Source organism: Pseudomonas fluorescens, from assembly GCF_900215245.1.
In the GTDB taxonomy this organism is placed as follows: domain Bacteria; phylum Pseudomonadota; class Gammaproteobacteria; order Pseudomonadales; family Pseudomonadaceae; genus Aquipseudomonas; species Aquipseudomonas fluorescens.
This window is the reverse complement of sequence record NZ_LT907842.1, coordinates 6,267,491-6,281,281: the sequence shown is the minus strand read 5'-3', so window position 1 is coordinate 6,281,281 and position 13,791 is coordinate 6,267,491. Positions and strand designations below refer to the sequence as shown.

13 protein-coding genes are annotated in these 13,791 nt (G+C 59.8%); 4 read left to right on the top strand and 9 right to left on the bottom strand.

The window, feature by feature from the left end; translation table 11 throughout:
- The first annotated feature begins 180 nt into the window (after positions 1 to 180).
- Both CPH89_RS29000 and cysS read left to right on the top strand, forming a co-directional pair.
- Positions 181 to 1,881, top strand: a complete 1,701-nt coding sequence (locus tag CPH89_RS29000) for a glutamine--tRNA ligase/YqeY domain fusion protein (RefSeq protein WP_053256903.1) — start codon at positions 181 to 183, stop codon at positions 1,879 to 1,881.
- Positions 1,882 to 1,902: 21 nt separating this feature from the next.
- On the top strand, positions 1,903 to 3,291 hold the full coding sequence (gene cysS / locus CPH89_RS28995) for a cysteine--tRNA ligase (RefSeq protein ID WP_053256902.1): 1,389 nt from the start codon (positions 1,903 to 1,905) through the stop codon (positions 3,289 to 3,291).
- A 213-nt stretch (positions 3,292 to 3,504) separates the two neighbouring features.
- Here cysS and CPH89_RS28990 read toward each other — a convergent pair whose 3' ends face one another.
- Positions 3,505 to 3,840: a DUF6124 family protein gene (locus CPH89_RS28990; protein WP_053256901.1), complete on the bottom strand. Its 336-nt coding sequence runs from the start codon at positions 3,838 to 3,840 to the stop codon at positions 3,505 to 3,507.
- A 267-nt stretch (positions 3,841 to 4,107) separates the two neighbouring features.
- Positions 4,108 to 4,803 carry a Type 1 glutamine amidotransferase-like domain-containing protein gene (locus CPH89_RS28985; protein ID WP_053256900.1) on the bottom strand — a complete coding sequence of 232 codons (696 nt, stop codon included), beginning with the start codon at positions 4,801 to 4,803 and terminating at the stop codon, positions 4,108 to 4,110.
- Between the two features lie 141 nt (positions 4,804 to 4,944).
- Here CPH89_RS28985 and CPH89_RS28980 point away from each other — a divergent pair, with 141 nt between their 5' ends.
- Positions 4,945 to 5,403, top strand: a complete 459-nt coding sequence (locus tag CPH89_RS28980; protein ID WP_046072497.1) for an HIT family protein — start codon at positions 4,945 to 4,947, stop codon at positions 5,401 to 5,403.
- A 24-nt stretch (positions 5,404 to 5,427) separates the two neighbouring features.
- Here CPH89_RS28980 and CPH89_RS28975 read toward each other — a convergent pair whose 3' ends face one another.
- A complete protein-coding gene (locus CPH89_RS28975; protein ID WP_232005421.1) occupies positions 5,428 to 6,360 on the bottom strand; it encodes a GlxA family transcriptional regulator in 933 nt (310 codons plus the stop codon).
- Positions 6,361 to 6,512: 152 nt separating this feature from the next.
- Between CPH89_RS28975 and CPH89_RS28970 the strand changes: the two genes are divergently transcribed.
- Positions 6,513 to 7,523, top strand: coding sequence for an SLAC1 anion channel family protein (locus tag CPH89_RS28970; protein WP_053256898.1), 1,011 nt, complete (start codon positions 6,513 to 6,515; stop codon positions 7,521 to 7,523).
- Positions 7,524 to 7,566: 43 nt separating this feature from the next.
- On the opposite strand, the gene CPH89_RS28965 is transcribed toward CPH89_RS28970, so the two are convergent.
- From CPH89_RS28965 to CPH89_RS28940, 6 genes are read right to left on the bottom strand one after another with little or no spacing between them, the layout of a single operon-like run.
- The gene (locus CPH89_RS28965; protein WP_053256897.1) at positions 7,567 to 7,917 is read right to left on the bottom strand and encodes a Na+/H+ antiporter subunit G; all 351 of its coding nucleotides are present in this window, start codon (positions 7,915 to 7,917) and stop codon (positions 7,567 to 7,569) included.
- Entirely contained in the window at positions 7,914 to 8,192 is a 279-nt protein-coding gene (locus tag CPH89_RS28960) for a K+/H+ antiporter subunit F (protein WP_053256896.1), read from the bottom strand. Before CPH89_RS28960 ends, CPH89_RS28965 begins: the two co-directional genes overlap by 4 nt.
- A complete protein-coding gene (locus tag CPH89_RS28955) occupies positions 8,189 to 8,677 on the bottom strand; it encodes a Na+/H+ antiporter subunit E (protein ID WP_053256895.1) in 489 nt (162 codons plus the stop codon). The genes CPH89_RS28960 and CPH89_RS28955 overlap by 4 nt, the downstream gene beginning before the upstream one ends.
- A complete protein-coding gene (locus tag CPH89_RS28950; RefSeq protein WP_053256894.1) occupies positions 8,674 to 10,356 on the bottom strand; it encodes a monovalent cation/H+ antiporter subunit D in 1,683 nt (560 codons plus the stop codon). The genes CPH89_RS28955 and CPH89_RS28950 overlap by 4 nt, the downstream gene beginning before the upstream one ends.
- On the bottom strand, positions 10,353 to 10,697 hold the full coding sequence (locus CPH89_RS28945) for a Na+/H+ antiporter subunit C (protein ID WP_003192163.1): 345 nt from the start codon (positions 10,695 to 10,697) through the stop codon (positions 10,353 to 10,355). The genes CPH89_RS28950 and CPH89_RS28945 overlap by 4 nt, the downstream gene beginning before the upstream one ends.
- Complete coding sequence (locus CPH89_RS28940) at positions 10,697 to 13,618, bottom strand: monovalent cation/H+ antiporter subunit A (protein ID WP_053256893.1); 2,922 nt, start codon at positions 13,616 to 13,618, stop codon at positions 10,697 to 10,699. The genes CPH89_RS28945 and CPH89_RS28940 overlap by 1 nt, the downstream gene beginning before the upstream one ends.
- Between the last annotated feature and the right edge of the window lie 173 nt (positions 13,619 to 13,791).

Below are 13,791 nucleotides of genomic sequence, written 5' to 3'. Positions count from 1 at the left end.
CGCAGTTTAGCGTGCCCAGCGGGAATTTCGAGGTGGTTTTTTATCGCCCCGGTCATTAAAAGCGGAATTAAACAGCAGTTTTTGGTCCCAGCCTGTCAGTGTCTTGACTGCTTCGGCTATTATGAGCCCTTTGTTTTATCTGGCCCCACCTGGCCACGAACCTGTCTGTTCAAGGATCCTATGAGCAAGCCCACTGTCGACCCTACCTCGAATTCCAAGGCCGGACCTGCCGTCCCGGTCAATTTCCTGCGCCCGATCATCCAGGCGGACCTGGATTCGGGCAAGCATACGCAGATCGTCACCCGCTTCCCGCCAGAGCCCAACGGCTACCTGCACATCGGTCATGCCAAGTCGATTTGTGTGAACTTCGGCCTGGCTCAGGAGTTCGGTGGCGTTACGCACCTGCGTTTCGACGACACCAACCCGGCCAAGGAAGACCAGGAATACATCGACGCCATCGAAAGCGACATCAAGTGGCTGGGCTTCGAATGGTCCGGTGAAGTGCGCTATGCATCCAAGTATTTCGACCAGCTGTTCGACTGGGCCGTCGAGTTGATCAAGGCCGGCAAGGCCTACGTTGACGACCTGACCCCCGAGCAAGCCAAGGAATACCGTGGCAGCCTGACCGAGCCGGGCAAGAACAGCCCGTTCCGCGACCGTTCGGTCGAAGAGAACCTCGACTGGTTCAACCGCATGCGCGCCGGTGAGTTCCCGGACGGCGCCCGCGTGCTGCGCGCCAAGATCGACATGGCCTCGCCGAACATGAACCTGCGCGACCCGATCATGTACCGCATTCGCCATGCCCATCACCACCAGACCGGTGACAAGTGGTGCATCTACCCCAACTACGACTTCACCCACGGTCAGTCGGACGCCATCGAAGGCATCACCCACTCCATCTGCACCCTGGAGTTCGAAAGCCATCGCCCTCTGTACGAATGGTTCCTGGACAGCCTGCCGGTGCCGGCGCACCCGCGTCAGTACGAATTCAGCCGCCTGAACCTGAACTACACCATCACCAGCAAGCGCAAGCTCAAGCAACTGGTCGATGAAAAGCACGTGCATGGCTGGGACGACCCGCGCATGTCGACGCTCTCGGGTTTCCGTCGTCGTGGCTACACCCCGGCGTCGATCCGCAATTTCTGCGACATGGTCGGCACCAACCGTTCTGACGGTGTGGTCGATTACGGCATGCTTGAGTTCAGCATCCGTCAGGATCTGGACGCGAACGCGCCGCGCGCCATGTGCGTGCTGCGTCCGTTGAAAGTCGTGATCACCAACTACCCGGAAGACAAGGTCGACCACCTTGAGCTGCCGCGTCACCCGCAGAAAGAAGAGCTGGGCGTGCGCAAGCTGCCGTTCGCGCGCGAAATCTACATCGACCGTGACGACTTCATGGAAGAGCCGCCGAAGGGTTACAAGCGCCTGGAGCCGAACGGCGAAGTGCGCCTGCGTGGCAGCTACGTGATCCGCGCCGACGAAGCAATCAAGGACGCCGAAGGCAACATCGTCGAACTGCGCTGCTCGTACGATCCGGAAACACTCGGCAAGAACCCTGAAGGCCGTAAGGTCAAGGGCGTGATCCACTGGGTGCCGGCCGCTGCCAGCATCGAGTGCGAAGTGCGTCTGTACGATCGTCTGTTCCGATCGCCGAACCCGGAGAAGGCCGAAGACAGCGCCAGCTTCCTGGACAACATCAACCCTGACTCGCTGCAAGTGCTTACAGGTTGTCGTGCTGAGCCATCGCTTGGCGACGCACAGCCGGAAGACCGTTTCCAGTTCGAGCGCGAAGGTTACTTCTGCGCGGATATCAAGGACTCGAAACCCGGTGCTCCGGTATTCAACCGTACCGTGACCTTGCGTGATTCGTGGGGCCAGTGATCAAGTCTTAAGGGATATGTCGTGCTAACGATCTACAACACACTCAGCAAAACCAAAGAAGTCTTCAAGCCGCTGGATGGCAACAAGGTGCGCATGTACGTGTGCGGCATGACCGTGTACGACTACTGCCACATCGGCCACGGCCGCAGCATGGTTGCCTTCGACCTGGTGACGCGCTGGTTGCGTTTCAGCGGCTATGACTTGACGTACGTGCGCAACATCACCGACATCGACGACAAGATCATCAACCGCGCCAACGAAAACGGCGAGTCGTTCGACGCACTGACCGAACGCATGATCGCCGCCATGCATGAGGACGAGGCCCGCCTCAACATCCTCAAGCCGGACATGGAACCGCGTGCCACGGACCACATCCCTGGCATGCACGCGATGATCCAGACCCTGATCGACAAGGGTTACGCCTACGCCCCGGGCAATGGCGACGTGTACTATCGCGTCGCCAAGTTCATGGGCTACGGCAAGCTGTCGCGCAAGAAAATCGAAGACCTGCGCATCGGCGCACGCATCGAAGTCGACGAAGCCAAGCAAGACCCGCTCGACTTCGTGCTGTGGAAAGGCACCAAGCCCGGCGAGCCAAGCTGGGAGTCGCCATGGGGCGCCGGGCGTCCGGGCTGGCACATCGAATGCTCGGTGATGTCCACGTGCTGCCTGGGCGAGACCTTCGACATTCATGGCGGCGGCAGCGACCTCGAGTTCCCGCACCACGAAAACGAAATCGCCCAAAGCGAAGCGGCTACCGGCAAGACCTACGCCAACGCCTGGATGCACTGCGGCATGATCCGCATCAATGGCGAGAAGATGTCCAAGTCCTTGAACAACTTCTTCACCATTCGCGACGTGCTGGAAAAGTACCACCCAGAAGTTGTGCGTTATTTGCTGGTGTCCAGCCACTACCGCAGCGCCATCAACTATTCGGAAGACAACCTCAAGGACGCCAAAGGCGCTCTGGAGCGTTTCTACCACGCGTTGAAAGGCCTGCCCGCCGTGGCGCCTGCCGGCGGCGACGCCTTCGTGGCACGCTTTACCGAAGTCATGAACGACGACTTCGGTACGCCGGAAGCCTGCGCGGTGTTGTTTGAGATGGTGCGTGAGATCAACCGCCTGCGCGAGACGGATCTCGACGCGGCGGCAGGTCTGGCGGCGCGCTTGAAAGAGCTGGCCAGCGTGCTGGGTGTGCTGCAGATGGAGGCTGATGACTTCCTGCAAGCCGGCGCCGAAGGGCGCGTGGATGCGGCCGAGGTTGATGCGCTGATTCAAGCGCGCCTGGCTGCGCGTGCCGGCAAAGACTGGGCGGAGTCCGACCGTATCCGTGACCAACTGACCGCGATGGGTGTGGTGTTGGAAGACGGCAAGGGCGGCACGACGTGGCGCTTGGCTGATCAGGCTTGATCGGTAAACCCTGAATAAAAACGCCCCGACTGGTTCGGGGTGTTTTTTTTAGCCGGTGTTATTTCAGCGACCTACTCAACCCAAATGTGGGAGCGGGCTTGCTCGCGAATGCGGTGGATCAGTTAAAGATGTATCAACTGACACTCCGTCTTCGCGAGCAAGCCCGCTCCCACATTTTACCGTGCCCGCCCTGCATGCCCGCTGTTGTTGGATTTATCCCTGGGTTTGGCTGGAATTGAGGCTTAGTGTTTTTTCCACCATCAACTGGATTCCCTCCAGCATCCGGCAAATTCCAAGCACCACGCTGCGCGGATTGCCGTCTACCTCAAAAGCCAAATGGCTTGCCAGCGCTTGAACCGACGCAAGATCCTCCGACGCGTTGACCAGCAGCGTCTCGACGTCTAATCCTTCACGTACGGTAAACAAACCCTGATCCTCAGCAGATGGCTCTGGTTTTTCAGACGGGTTCAGGTAGTGATTGATCGCTCGATGAGCGGCAGTGTGAAATGCGGTTGAATCTGACGGTGGATTCGGACTGTCTTTAATCATGGCGTAGCTCCTAGAGTATTGGAGTCACCACCCATCGCTGCGAAACGATATTTGGGTGGCAGCTGTACGCAGGTTCGCAGACCGGGACTCTAGCACCCGGCATACCCGAAGGTATCCCGCGCACAGCCGCCATAACATCAGGCATTAAAAAGCGCCCGCTATCTGAGGTGGACGCTGTGCGTCTAGAGTTTAACCGAGCTGCGAAACCCGGTCGCTGAATTTGCAGCGACCGCCAAAGATTAGGCGGCCATTTTCTGAGCGGCAACCCTAAAGAGCTGTAGGGCGTTTCCTTGCAATGGGCTCCGAAGTGCTGCTGAGTTCATATGCACTACCAGTCGTGTAGTTATGAACAGTCGCGTGGTATTCACCGTTCTTGAAATGCAGGGCAACGCCGTCATCCAGCGCGTAGGCGGGGTGTATGTTTTTAAGTCGAACCAGTTCAACAAACGAAGATTCTCTCCCCGCCTCTGAGCTGAAGTGCGGGCACAGCGCGCCAGGGAGAAAACCCAGTCCGTCGACCAGCGCATATACGCCCCCTGAGTCGGAATGCCCGTGGTCGAACCAGCAGATGGCGCCGGCACTGACGCCGCAAAGCACTTTGCCGTGTTCCTGGGCTTGCTTCAAAAGGGCGGTCACGTCAAATTCACGCCAGATGGCCAGCAAGGCTCGGGTGTTGCCGCCGGCCACATAGATGATGTCAGCCTGTTCAAACAGCGCGGCAACATGACCCGGGGCTGGAAAAGGCGGAATGAAAAACGTCAATGGCACAACGGTGCAGCCGGCGCTTTGGTATTTGAGCGTGAAGTCGGCAATCTTCGTACGGTCATCGCCATTGGCGGTGGAGATATAGAGCACCGTGGGCTGGGTTTTGCCCGAGGAAGCGACGATATATTCGTCGATGCGGGTCATGCGCGTCATGTCTTCGCTGGACTCGCCGCCGATGACAATAATGTTTTTATCCATGGTGAACTCCTGTCTCAGCACAGCGGGCATACCCAGGTCTTAGGACATTTCCCAAAATGCCCGTAGGGTTTGACGCTCATTCCATCCTAGCTTTAGATGGTTGCCACGACCAAACCCAAGACGAAACTGGCGGTGATTCAAATGGATTGTATTTTCTGCAGCATCGTTCAAAAGACTTCCCCGGCGCACATCCTGTGGGAAGACGACCACCATATGGCGTTCCTTTCGATCTTCCCAAACACGCCAGGTTTCAGTGTGGTGATCCCCAAGCAGCACTACGGCAGTTATGCGTTCGCGCAGTCGGATTCGGTGCTGGCTGATCTGGCTGTGGCGGCCAAAAAGACTGCGTTGCAGATTGACCGGGCGTTTCCCGATGTGGCGCGCACGGGGATGATTCTGGAAGGGTATGGCGTGGATCATCTGCATGCGAAGCTGTTTCCCATGCACGGAACGGGGCAGGACAGTGCGTTCAAACCTCGCAGCTCGAAGGTGGATAAGTACTTTGAGACGTATGAGGGGTATATATCGTCTCACGATTCGGTACGGGCTGATGATCAGGGGCTGGCTGAACTCGCTGCGCATATCAGGTCATTTAGCTAACCTTTTGGAGGGCTCATGCAGCAGTCATTGGGCATTCTTTTGCGGGGCGTGGATCTTGCGGTACTCATTGGGGCTAATGCCCAGGCGACGCACGAACGCACGCCTGAAACCATCCACATTGGCGTACCCAACCTGATTGGCCAGACGCTTGAGGGATACATCGGCGCTGTCGAGCAGTTGGCGGGCTCCGTCGATGCGCGCCCGTTCAACGAATTCGGCTGGGGTCTGGCCGGCGTCAGCCTTGAATACCCTGGCGAAATTGCGTTCGCTCATGCCCATGTGTCGGGCCAGTAGTGGCACGCTGAGGTCGGTCGCCAAGTGTTCGATGATGTAATGCTGTATATCGCGAATCGCGCTGCGCTCGGCGCTCTGGGCTGCCAATTGGGCACTGAACTGCGATTGGCCGCCGGGGCGCTTGAGGTACATCACCATTTCCCTGGCCACGCTCAGTGCCAGGTCCCGACCGTGATCCTCTTCCACCAGGGCCAATGCCAGGTCCATCCCCGCCGTGATGCCCGCTGAGGTATACAGGTTGCCATCGCGGATGAAGATGCTATCGGCGTCCACCTGGATGTTCGGGTACTGGCGGGCCAGGGCCGCACTGGAGTTCCAGTGGGTGGTGGCCCTACGGCCTGCCAGCAGCCCGGCTGCAGCCAGTACGAAGGCACCGCTGCACACCGAGCCGACACGACGCGCCTTGCCCGCCTGCCGACGCACCCAGTGCAATACGCGAAGATTATCGGTGATATCGCCGATTGCCGGGCTGCCGGCGATGAGCAGGGTATCGATGTGGGCGTCGAAGGTTTCAATGCAGTCATCCGTTTCCACGCGCAAGCCACTGGTACCCTTGATAGGGCCGGGTCGGACCCCGATCACCGCTATTCGGTAGGTACGAGGTTTACCCAGTTGGCGTGCGGCTTCAGCGAATACATCGGTCGGTCCGACGAGGTCGAGCATTTGGATACGTGGGGGTGCAAGAAGAGCGATTTTCATCGAGTTGCCCGTCTAGGCTGTGAATTTGGCTGAAAACGTCGTTAGTTGATGATTGTTGTCATATTTCGATTGGCTGAAAATAGCGTCTACGTCATTTTCAGTCAATTGGGTACATCATGAGTCATAGCAATCTGTCGGTGGCCAAGCCTGCCGAGTCGAGCCAAGGTACACATTCGATCAAGAACCTCCCCATCAACTTGTTTGGCAGTGTCATGGGGCTTGCCGGCTTGAGCTTGGCGTGGCGGTTAGCCAGCCCTGGCCTGAGTGAGGCCAGTATCTTCGGCGAAAATCTTGCCGAGTTCATCGGCATGCTTTCGGCTCTGGTGTTTGTCTTATTAGCGGTGGGTTACACGAGCAAATGGATCAAACACCCTGAGGCGGTAAAAGCAGAGTTTTCTCATCCGGTAACCGGCAACTTTTTTGGCACCGTGACTATTGCGTTACTGCTGCTTTCGGCCATAGCGATGTCATACAGCACGCTGTTGGGCCAGGTGTTATGGGCGGTCGGTAGTGGGCTGACTGTGTTGCTGGCGGCGGTCGTGGTTTTTCGTTTGCTCAGCGGCGGCCGGGAGGCCCAGTTGGCCGTGCCTGCCTGGTTGATTCCAGGCGTTGCGGCATTGGATATTGCGGTGACCGGGGCCCATATGCCCATGGCCTGGGCTCACGAACTCAACCTCTTCGCCATCGCAATGGGCAGCACATTGGCAGTGGTGCTGTTCAATCGAATTTTCGCCCGGCTGATTCATGAACCGGCGATGGCCAAGGGCATGACGCCTTCACTTATGGTGATGGTGGCGCCTTTTGCCGTAGGATTTCTGGCTTATGTGAACGTTTTCGGTGCTGTTGACCGTTTTGCCAGCGTTCTTTTTTACTTTGGCCTGTTCCTGTTTGTAGTGTTGGCGTTCAAAGTGTTTCGAAACGCAGCGCCTTTCTCGCCAGTGTGGTGGTCGATCAGTTTTCCCATTGCGGCATTGAGCAATGCCGCGTTGAAGTACGCTGATGCGCAACAGAGCTTGTTTTTAAGCCTGGTAGCTTATGGGTTGTTGGTGTTCCTGACGCTTGCATTGGCTGTTATGCTCGTCAAAACGGTGAAAATGGCACTCGACGGGCGCTTGTTCGCAAGCTGACGGGCGCTCTGGCAAGCATTTTCAGGCGCACGCTGGCTCGCTCTTACCTGCTTTTTTCTGTGCGGCTACTGACTTCGGTGGGCACATCATTGCCCGCCATGCGCTTTCTAAACAGCGCAGTACGCGCCAGCAGCAAGGTGGTCACCGGCACCGTGATCGCCAACAAAATCGGAATCAACCAGCCGTGCAGCACCGGCGCGGACTTGAGCACCGAAAAGTAGATAATCGACGCCAACGCCACACACCACGCGCCCAGCGTCGAGGCCAGTGCGGGTGGGTGCATGCGTTGGAAAAAGTCCTTCATGCGCAGTAACCCAATCGCGCCGATCAGTGCAAACAGGCTGCTCAGCACCAGCAGCACCGCCACGATGACTTCAACCCATAACGGCATCATTCAATCACCTCGCCACGTAGCAGGAATTTCGCCAGGGCGAACGACCCGACAAAGCCAAACAGCGCAATCAGCAGCGCTGCTTCAAAGTAGGTGTCACTGGCATAGCGAATGCCGAGCACCAGCATCATCAGCATCGCCAGGATGTACAGATAATCCAGCGCCAGGACCCGGTCTTGTGCGGAGGGGCCTTTGAACAGGCGTAACAGCGTCAGCACCATTGCCAGGGAAAACAGGAACAGGCTGAACAGGATCGCATTGGAGAGCAGGTCGCTCATTCGAAGATCTCCATCAGGGGCCGTTCGTAGGCGTGTTTGAAGTGCTGGATAAACTGCGCTTCGTCACTCAGGTCGAACACGTGGATCAGCAAAATACTGCGGTCCAGCGCCAGTTCCGACCAGACGGTGCCGGGGGTGACACTGGTGATCATCGACAGCACGGCCAGGCCGTTGGGGTCGCGCAGGTCCAGCGGGATTTTCACAAAGCGCGAGCGCGGTGGCCGTGAGCCGCACACCAACACGCCCCAGGCTACTTGCAGATTGGATGCGATCACATCGCGACCCACCAGGAAAAACAGGCGGATGATCACACCTGGGCGGCGGATGCGGATCGGCAAGGGGCGCAACGGTGCCATCAGCAGCGGCGCGAGAAAACCCATCAGCGCGCCCAGCAACAGGTTGCCGGGGCTGATCGACAAGTTCAACACCAGCCACAACACCCACAATGCCAGCGACAACCACGGGGCCGGAAACAGACGCTTCATGGCTGCACCTCCAGCGCGGCGGCTTTGGCTTCAGGGCTGGGTATCGGTCGCGTCGCCATCACCGCCATCACATAGTGTTCCGGGTTGTTCAGGCTCTCGGCGGTGGCTTGGGTGTAGCGCATCAACGGCTCGGCCTTGAAGGTCAGAATGATGCTCAGGCCGAGCAGGAAGAAAATCGGTATGCACTCGTAACGACGCAGCAGCGGCGAGGGGCGCTCTTCCGGGGTCCAGAAACGCTGGATGCCCAGACGGGCGAAGGCGATCAGCGACGCCAGGCCAGACAGGATCAGCAACGCCACCAGGCCCCAGGCGGCCGGACGGATCGGTTCATCCACTGCGTTGCCCAGGCCCATGGGATTGACCAGCGCACTCAACAAGCTGAGTTTGCCGATAAACCCGGACAACGGCGGCATGCCGATAATCAACAGCGCGCAAGCGACAAAGCTCAAACCGAGAAAGGCCATAGTCCAGGGAATCACCTGGCCGACCACGGCTTTCTGCTCATCGTCCAGGTTCACGCCCGGACGCGGGTGCAGGGACTCCATGGCCTTGGGCAGTGCATCGATTTCTTCATCCAGCGGCAGGTCATTGGCCGAACGCGAGCGCTCGATCAACTCAGCCAGCAGGAACAGCGCGCTCAAGGCCAGTGTTGAGCTGACCAGATAGAACAACGCGCCGGCGGTGAGGCTTGGCTGGGCAAAACCCACGGCCGACAGCAGGATCCCGGCCGACACCAGAATGCTCAAACTGGCCATGCGCTCCAGCCGTTGCGCGGCCAGCATCGCCAGCGCCGCGCAGATAATCGTCGCCATGCCGCCGTACACCAGCCAGTCGCCGCCAAACAACGCCGAAGCACCGGCCTGGCCGGAAAACAGCAGGGTCCACAGGCGCAGCACGGTATATACGCCGACCTTGGTCATGATCGCAAACATCGCCGCCACCGGTGCGCTGGCCGAGGAATAGGCGGGCGCCAACCAGAAATTCAACGGCCACATGCCGGCTTTGGCCAGGAATGCCGTCGCCAGAATCGCCGCGCCAGCGTGCAACAGGCCGCGATCCGCCTCCGGCACCAGCGGGATTTTCAGTGCCAGGTCAGCGAAGTTCAGCGTGCCGGTTACGCCGTAGATCATCGCCGCGCCAATCAGAAACAGCGACGACGCCAGCAGGTTGATCGCGATGTAATGCAGCCCTGACGACACCCGCGCGCGGCCCGAACCGTGCAACATCAAGCCGTAGGACGCCGCCAGCAGCACCTCGAAGAACACGAACAGGTTGAACAAGTCCGCGGTGAGAAAGGCGCCGTACAGGCCCATCATCTGAATCTGGAACAGCGCATGAAAACTGGTGCCGGCACGGTCCCAGCGGGCCATGGCGAACAGCAGCGCACTCACGCCGATGATGCCGGTGAGCACCAGCATCAATGCCGAGAGTTGGTCCACCACCAGTACGATGCCGAACGGCACCTGCCAGTTGCCCGGCAGGTACACACCAATCGAGCCGGGGCCGCCTTGTTGCGTCCAGTACAGCAGCAGGATGGCAATGCCCAGGCCGACGATGCTGGAGAACAGGTTGATTTTTGCCTTCAGCGGGCGACGTTTTTCGCCAAGCATCAGCATCAGTGCGGCAGTCAGCAGTGGCAGCAGGATCGGCGCGACGATCATTTGGTTGACCCAATTCATTCCTTGGGCTCCCGGCCGTCCACATGGTCAGTACCGGTCAGGCCCCGGGAAGCCAGCAGCACCACCAGGAACAATGCGGTCATGGCGAAGCTGATCACGATCGCCGTCAGCACCAGCGCCTGAGGCAGCGGGTCGGTGTAGTTGAGCAGGTCTTGCGGCACGCCGTCCTTGATGATCGGCTCCTTGCCGATAAACAGGCTGCCCATGCTGAATATGAACAGGTTGACCCCGTACGACAGCAGGCACAGGCCCATCACCACCTGGAACGTGCGTGGCCGCAGGATCAGCCAGACGCCGGAGGCCGCCAGGACTCCAATGGCAATTGCGATGACTTCTTCCATCAGGCGGCTCCTTCCGTTGCGGCAACGGCTTTCGCCTGGTTGCTCGGTTTATGGGCCCGCACGGATTGGTGACCGAGGGCGGTGAGCATCAACAGCGTCGAACCGACGACCATGGCGTAGACGCCGATGTCGAAGAACAGCGCGCTGGCGATATGGATATCGCCCAGCACCGGCAGGCTGAAGTGCCAGGTGTGGGTCGTCAGGAACGGGTACCCGGCAAACAACGCGCCGAGCCCGGTCAATGTCGCCGAGAGCAGGCCAAAGCCCATCCAGCGCATCGGCCGCAGGCTCATCTGCGCCTCGACCCACTGGGTGCCGGCCACCATGTATTGCAGGATAAACGCCACCGACATCACCAGGCCTGCGACGAACCCGCCGCCTGGCTGGTTGTGGCCGCGCATAAACAGATAGAACGACACCACCAGCGCAATCGGCAGCAGCAGGCGCACCAGCACCGCCGGCACCATCATGAAGCCCAGGGCGGTGTCGCTGGCCTGGCGCGGGTTGACCAGGTCGGTGGCCACGTCCGGCGCCAGTTGGCGTTGTTGTGCGGGCAGTTGCATGCTTTCTTTCGAAGGACGGAACCGGCGCAGCAGGGCGTAGACGGTCAGCGCCACGGCGCCAAGCACGGTGATTTCGCCCAGGGTGTCGAAGCCCCGGAAGTCCACCAGCATCACGTTCACCACATTGCTGCCGCCGCCTTCGGGCAGGGCGCGGCTGAGGTAGAACGAGGAGATATCGTTGGGCGTCTGGCGGGTCAGCATTGCGTAGGACAACAACGCCATGCCGCCGCCCACCACGGTGGACAGCAGGAAGTCACGCAGACGCCGGATGCGTGCCTTGCGCAGCGAGCTGGGCAATGGCGACACTTCTTCGATCCGCCGTGGCAGCCAGCGCAGGCCCAGCAGGATCAGCACGGTGGTGACGACTTCGACCACCAGTTGCGTCAGGGCCAGGTCCGGCGCCGAGAACCACACGAAGGTGACGCAGGTGACCATGCCGCACACGCTGACCATGGTCAGGGCTGCCAGCCGGTGATACTTGGCTTGCCAGGCGGCGCCCAGTGCACAGGCAATCGCCAGTAACCACAGGGTCACGAACACGATGGAACCGGGGATCTTCGGCCTGTCGCCCCAGCTGATCCCGCTGTTCAGCATCGGGATCAAACCTGCCACCACCGCCGCCAATACCAACAGGAATAGCTGGGTTTGCAGGCGCTTGGTGCTGATGCGTTTTTCGATCTTGCGCACGCCGCGCATCATCACCACCAGGCAGCGCTCGAACATGCGCTTGCCGTTGAAGTAGCTGATCACCGGCGGGTATTTGAAGCGGCCACGCTTGAGTTGCTTGCGCAGCAGCAGGTACAGCACCACGCCGCCGGACATGGCTACCAGGCTCATGATCATCGGCGCATTCCAGCCGTGCCAGATCGCCAGGCTGTATTCGGGCAGTTCACCGCCGACAACCGGCAGCGCGGCGGCGGCGAGGATCGAACCGACCACCTGGGCCGGGAAAATCCCCACCAGCAGGCAAGTGAATACCAGCAATTCAACCGGTGCGCGCATCCAGCGCGGCGGTTCGTGGGGCGTGTGGGGCAGGTCGGTTGCGGGCGGGCCGAAGAACACATCGACCGTGAAGCGCAGCGCATAGGCCACGCTGAAGGTGCCGGCGATGGTCGCGATCATCGGCAGGGCGATTTCCACCCAGGCGGTCGATGACACGAACACGGTTTCGGCGAAGAACATTTCTTTGGACAGGAAACCATTGAGCAACGGCACGCCGGCCATGGATGCACTGGCCACCATTGCCAGGGTCGCGGTAAACGGGATCAGCCGCACCAGGCCACTGAGCCTGCGGATATCCCGCGTGCCGCTTTCATGGTCGATGATGCCCGCCGCCATGAACAGCGAGGCCTTGAAGGTAGCGTGGTTGAGGATATGAAACACCGCCGCGACGGCGGCCAGCGGGCTGTTGAGGCCCAGCAGCAGGGTAATCAGCCCGAGGTGGCTGATGGTGGAATAGGCTAGCAGGCCCTTGAGATCATTCTGAAACATGGCGCAGTAAGCGCCGAGGAGGAGGGTGACTGCGCCGGCACCGCCGACGATCCAGAACCATTCTTCGCTGCCGGACAGCGACGGCCACAGGCGGGCCAGCAGGAACACGCCGGCCTTCACCATCGTCGCCGAGTGCAGGTAGGCAGAAACCGGAGTCGGTGCCGCCATCGCGTGAGGCAGCCAGAAATGGAAGGGGAACTGGGCGCTTTTGCTCAAGGCGCCGATCAGCACCAGAGCCAGCATCACCGGGTACAGCGAGTGCGCACGAATCTGATCGCCCGCCGCCAGCACCTGGTCCAGGTCATAGCTGCCGACGATATGCCCCAGCAGCATCACGCCCGCCAGCAGGCACAAGCCGCCCGCGCCGGTGACCATCAAGGCCATATAGGCGCCACGCCTGGCGTCGGCGCGGTGGTGCCAGTAGCCGATCAGCAGGAACGAGAACAGGCTGGTCAGTTCCCAGAAAAATACGATCTGGATCAGGTTGCCGGAAATCACCAGGCCGAGCATGGCGCCCATAAAAGCCAGGAAAAATGCGAAGAAACGCGGCACCGGGTCGTCCGGCGACATGTAGTAACGCGCATACAGCGACACCAGCGTACCGATGCCCAGCACCAGCATCGAGAACAACCAGGCAAACCCGTCCATGCGCAACACGAAGTTCAGCCCAAGGCTGGGCAACCACATGAATTCTTCGCGGATCACGCCACCGTGGGCGATCTGGGGGTAGAGCAGGGCGACTTGAACAGTGCCGACCAAGGCCACCAGGCCGGCCAGCAGGGATTCGGTGTTACGTGCATTATGCGGCAGCAAGGCCGCCAGACAGCTGCCGATAAAAGGCAGAAGCAGTAGAACTATCAGGGACATAGGCTTCTAATCTGCGGGAGTTTGGGATGCATCATACGTGCCGCTTTCTCGATCACCAAACGGCAAGATGTGGCAGGATCCTACAAGGTAGGCCGAAAACCCCCGTTTGGCATTGTTTCAGGTGGCCCCTTTCAACAACGCACCACGCTCCTGTGTGGGCGCCGGGCTTGCCC

Bases quoted from the DNA above. Each gene is read 5' to 3' on its own strand.
- CPH89_RS28950 (WP_053256894.1), bottom strand. From the start codon at position 10,356: ATGAATTGGGTCAACCAAATGATCGTCGCGCCGATCCTGCTGCCACTG.
- CPH89_RS28955 (WP_053256895.1), bottom strand. From the start codon at position 8,677: ATGAAGCGTCTGTTTCCGGCCCCGTGGTTGTCGCTGGCATTGTGGGTG.
- CPH89_RS28975 (WP_232005421.1), bottom strand. From the start codon at position 6,360: ATGCTCGACCTCGTCGGACCGACCGATGTATTCGCTGAAGCCGCACGC.
- CPH89_RS28980 (WP_046072497.1), top strand. From the start codon at position 4,945: ATGGATTGTATTTTCTGCAGCATCGTTCAAAAGACTTCCCCGGCGCAC.
- CPH89_RS29000 (WP_053256903.1), top strand. From the start codon at position 181: ATGAGCAAGCCCACTGTCGACCCTACCTCGAATTCCAAGGCCGGACCT.
- CPH89_RS28990 (WP_053256901.1), bottom strand. From the start codon at position 3,840: ATGATTAAAGACAGTCCGAATCCACCGTCAGATTCAACCGCATTTCAC.
- CPH89_RS28985 (WP_053256900.1), bottom strand. From the start codon at position 4,803: ATGGATAAAAACATTATTGTCATCGGCGGCGAGTCCAGCGAAGACATG.
- CPH89_RS28970 (WP_053256898.1), top strand. From the start codon at position 6,513: ATGAGTCATAGCAATCTGTCGGTGGCCAAGCCTGCCGAGTCGAGCCAA.
- CPH89_RS28960 (WP_053256896.1), bottom strand. From the start codon at position 8,192: ATGAGCGACCTGCTCTCCAATGCGATCCTGTTCAGCCTGTTCCTGTTT.
- CPH89_RS28940 (WP_053256893.1), bottom strand. From the start codon at position 13,618: ATGTCCCTGATAGTTCTACTGCTTCTGCCTTTTATCGGCAGCTGTCTG.
- CPH89_RS28965 (WP_053256897.1), bottom strand. From the start codon at position 7,917: ATGATGCCGTTATGGGTTGAAGTCATCGTGGCGGTGCTGCTGGTGCTG.
- CPH89_RS28945 (WP_003192163.1), bottom strand. From the start codon at position 10,697: ATGGAAGAAGTCATCGCAATTGCCATTGGAGTCCTGGCGGCCTCCGGC.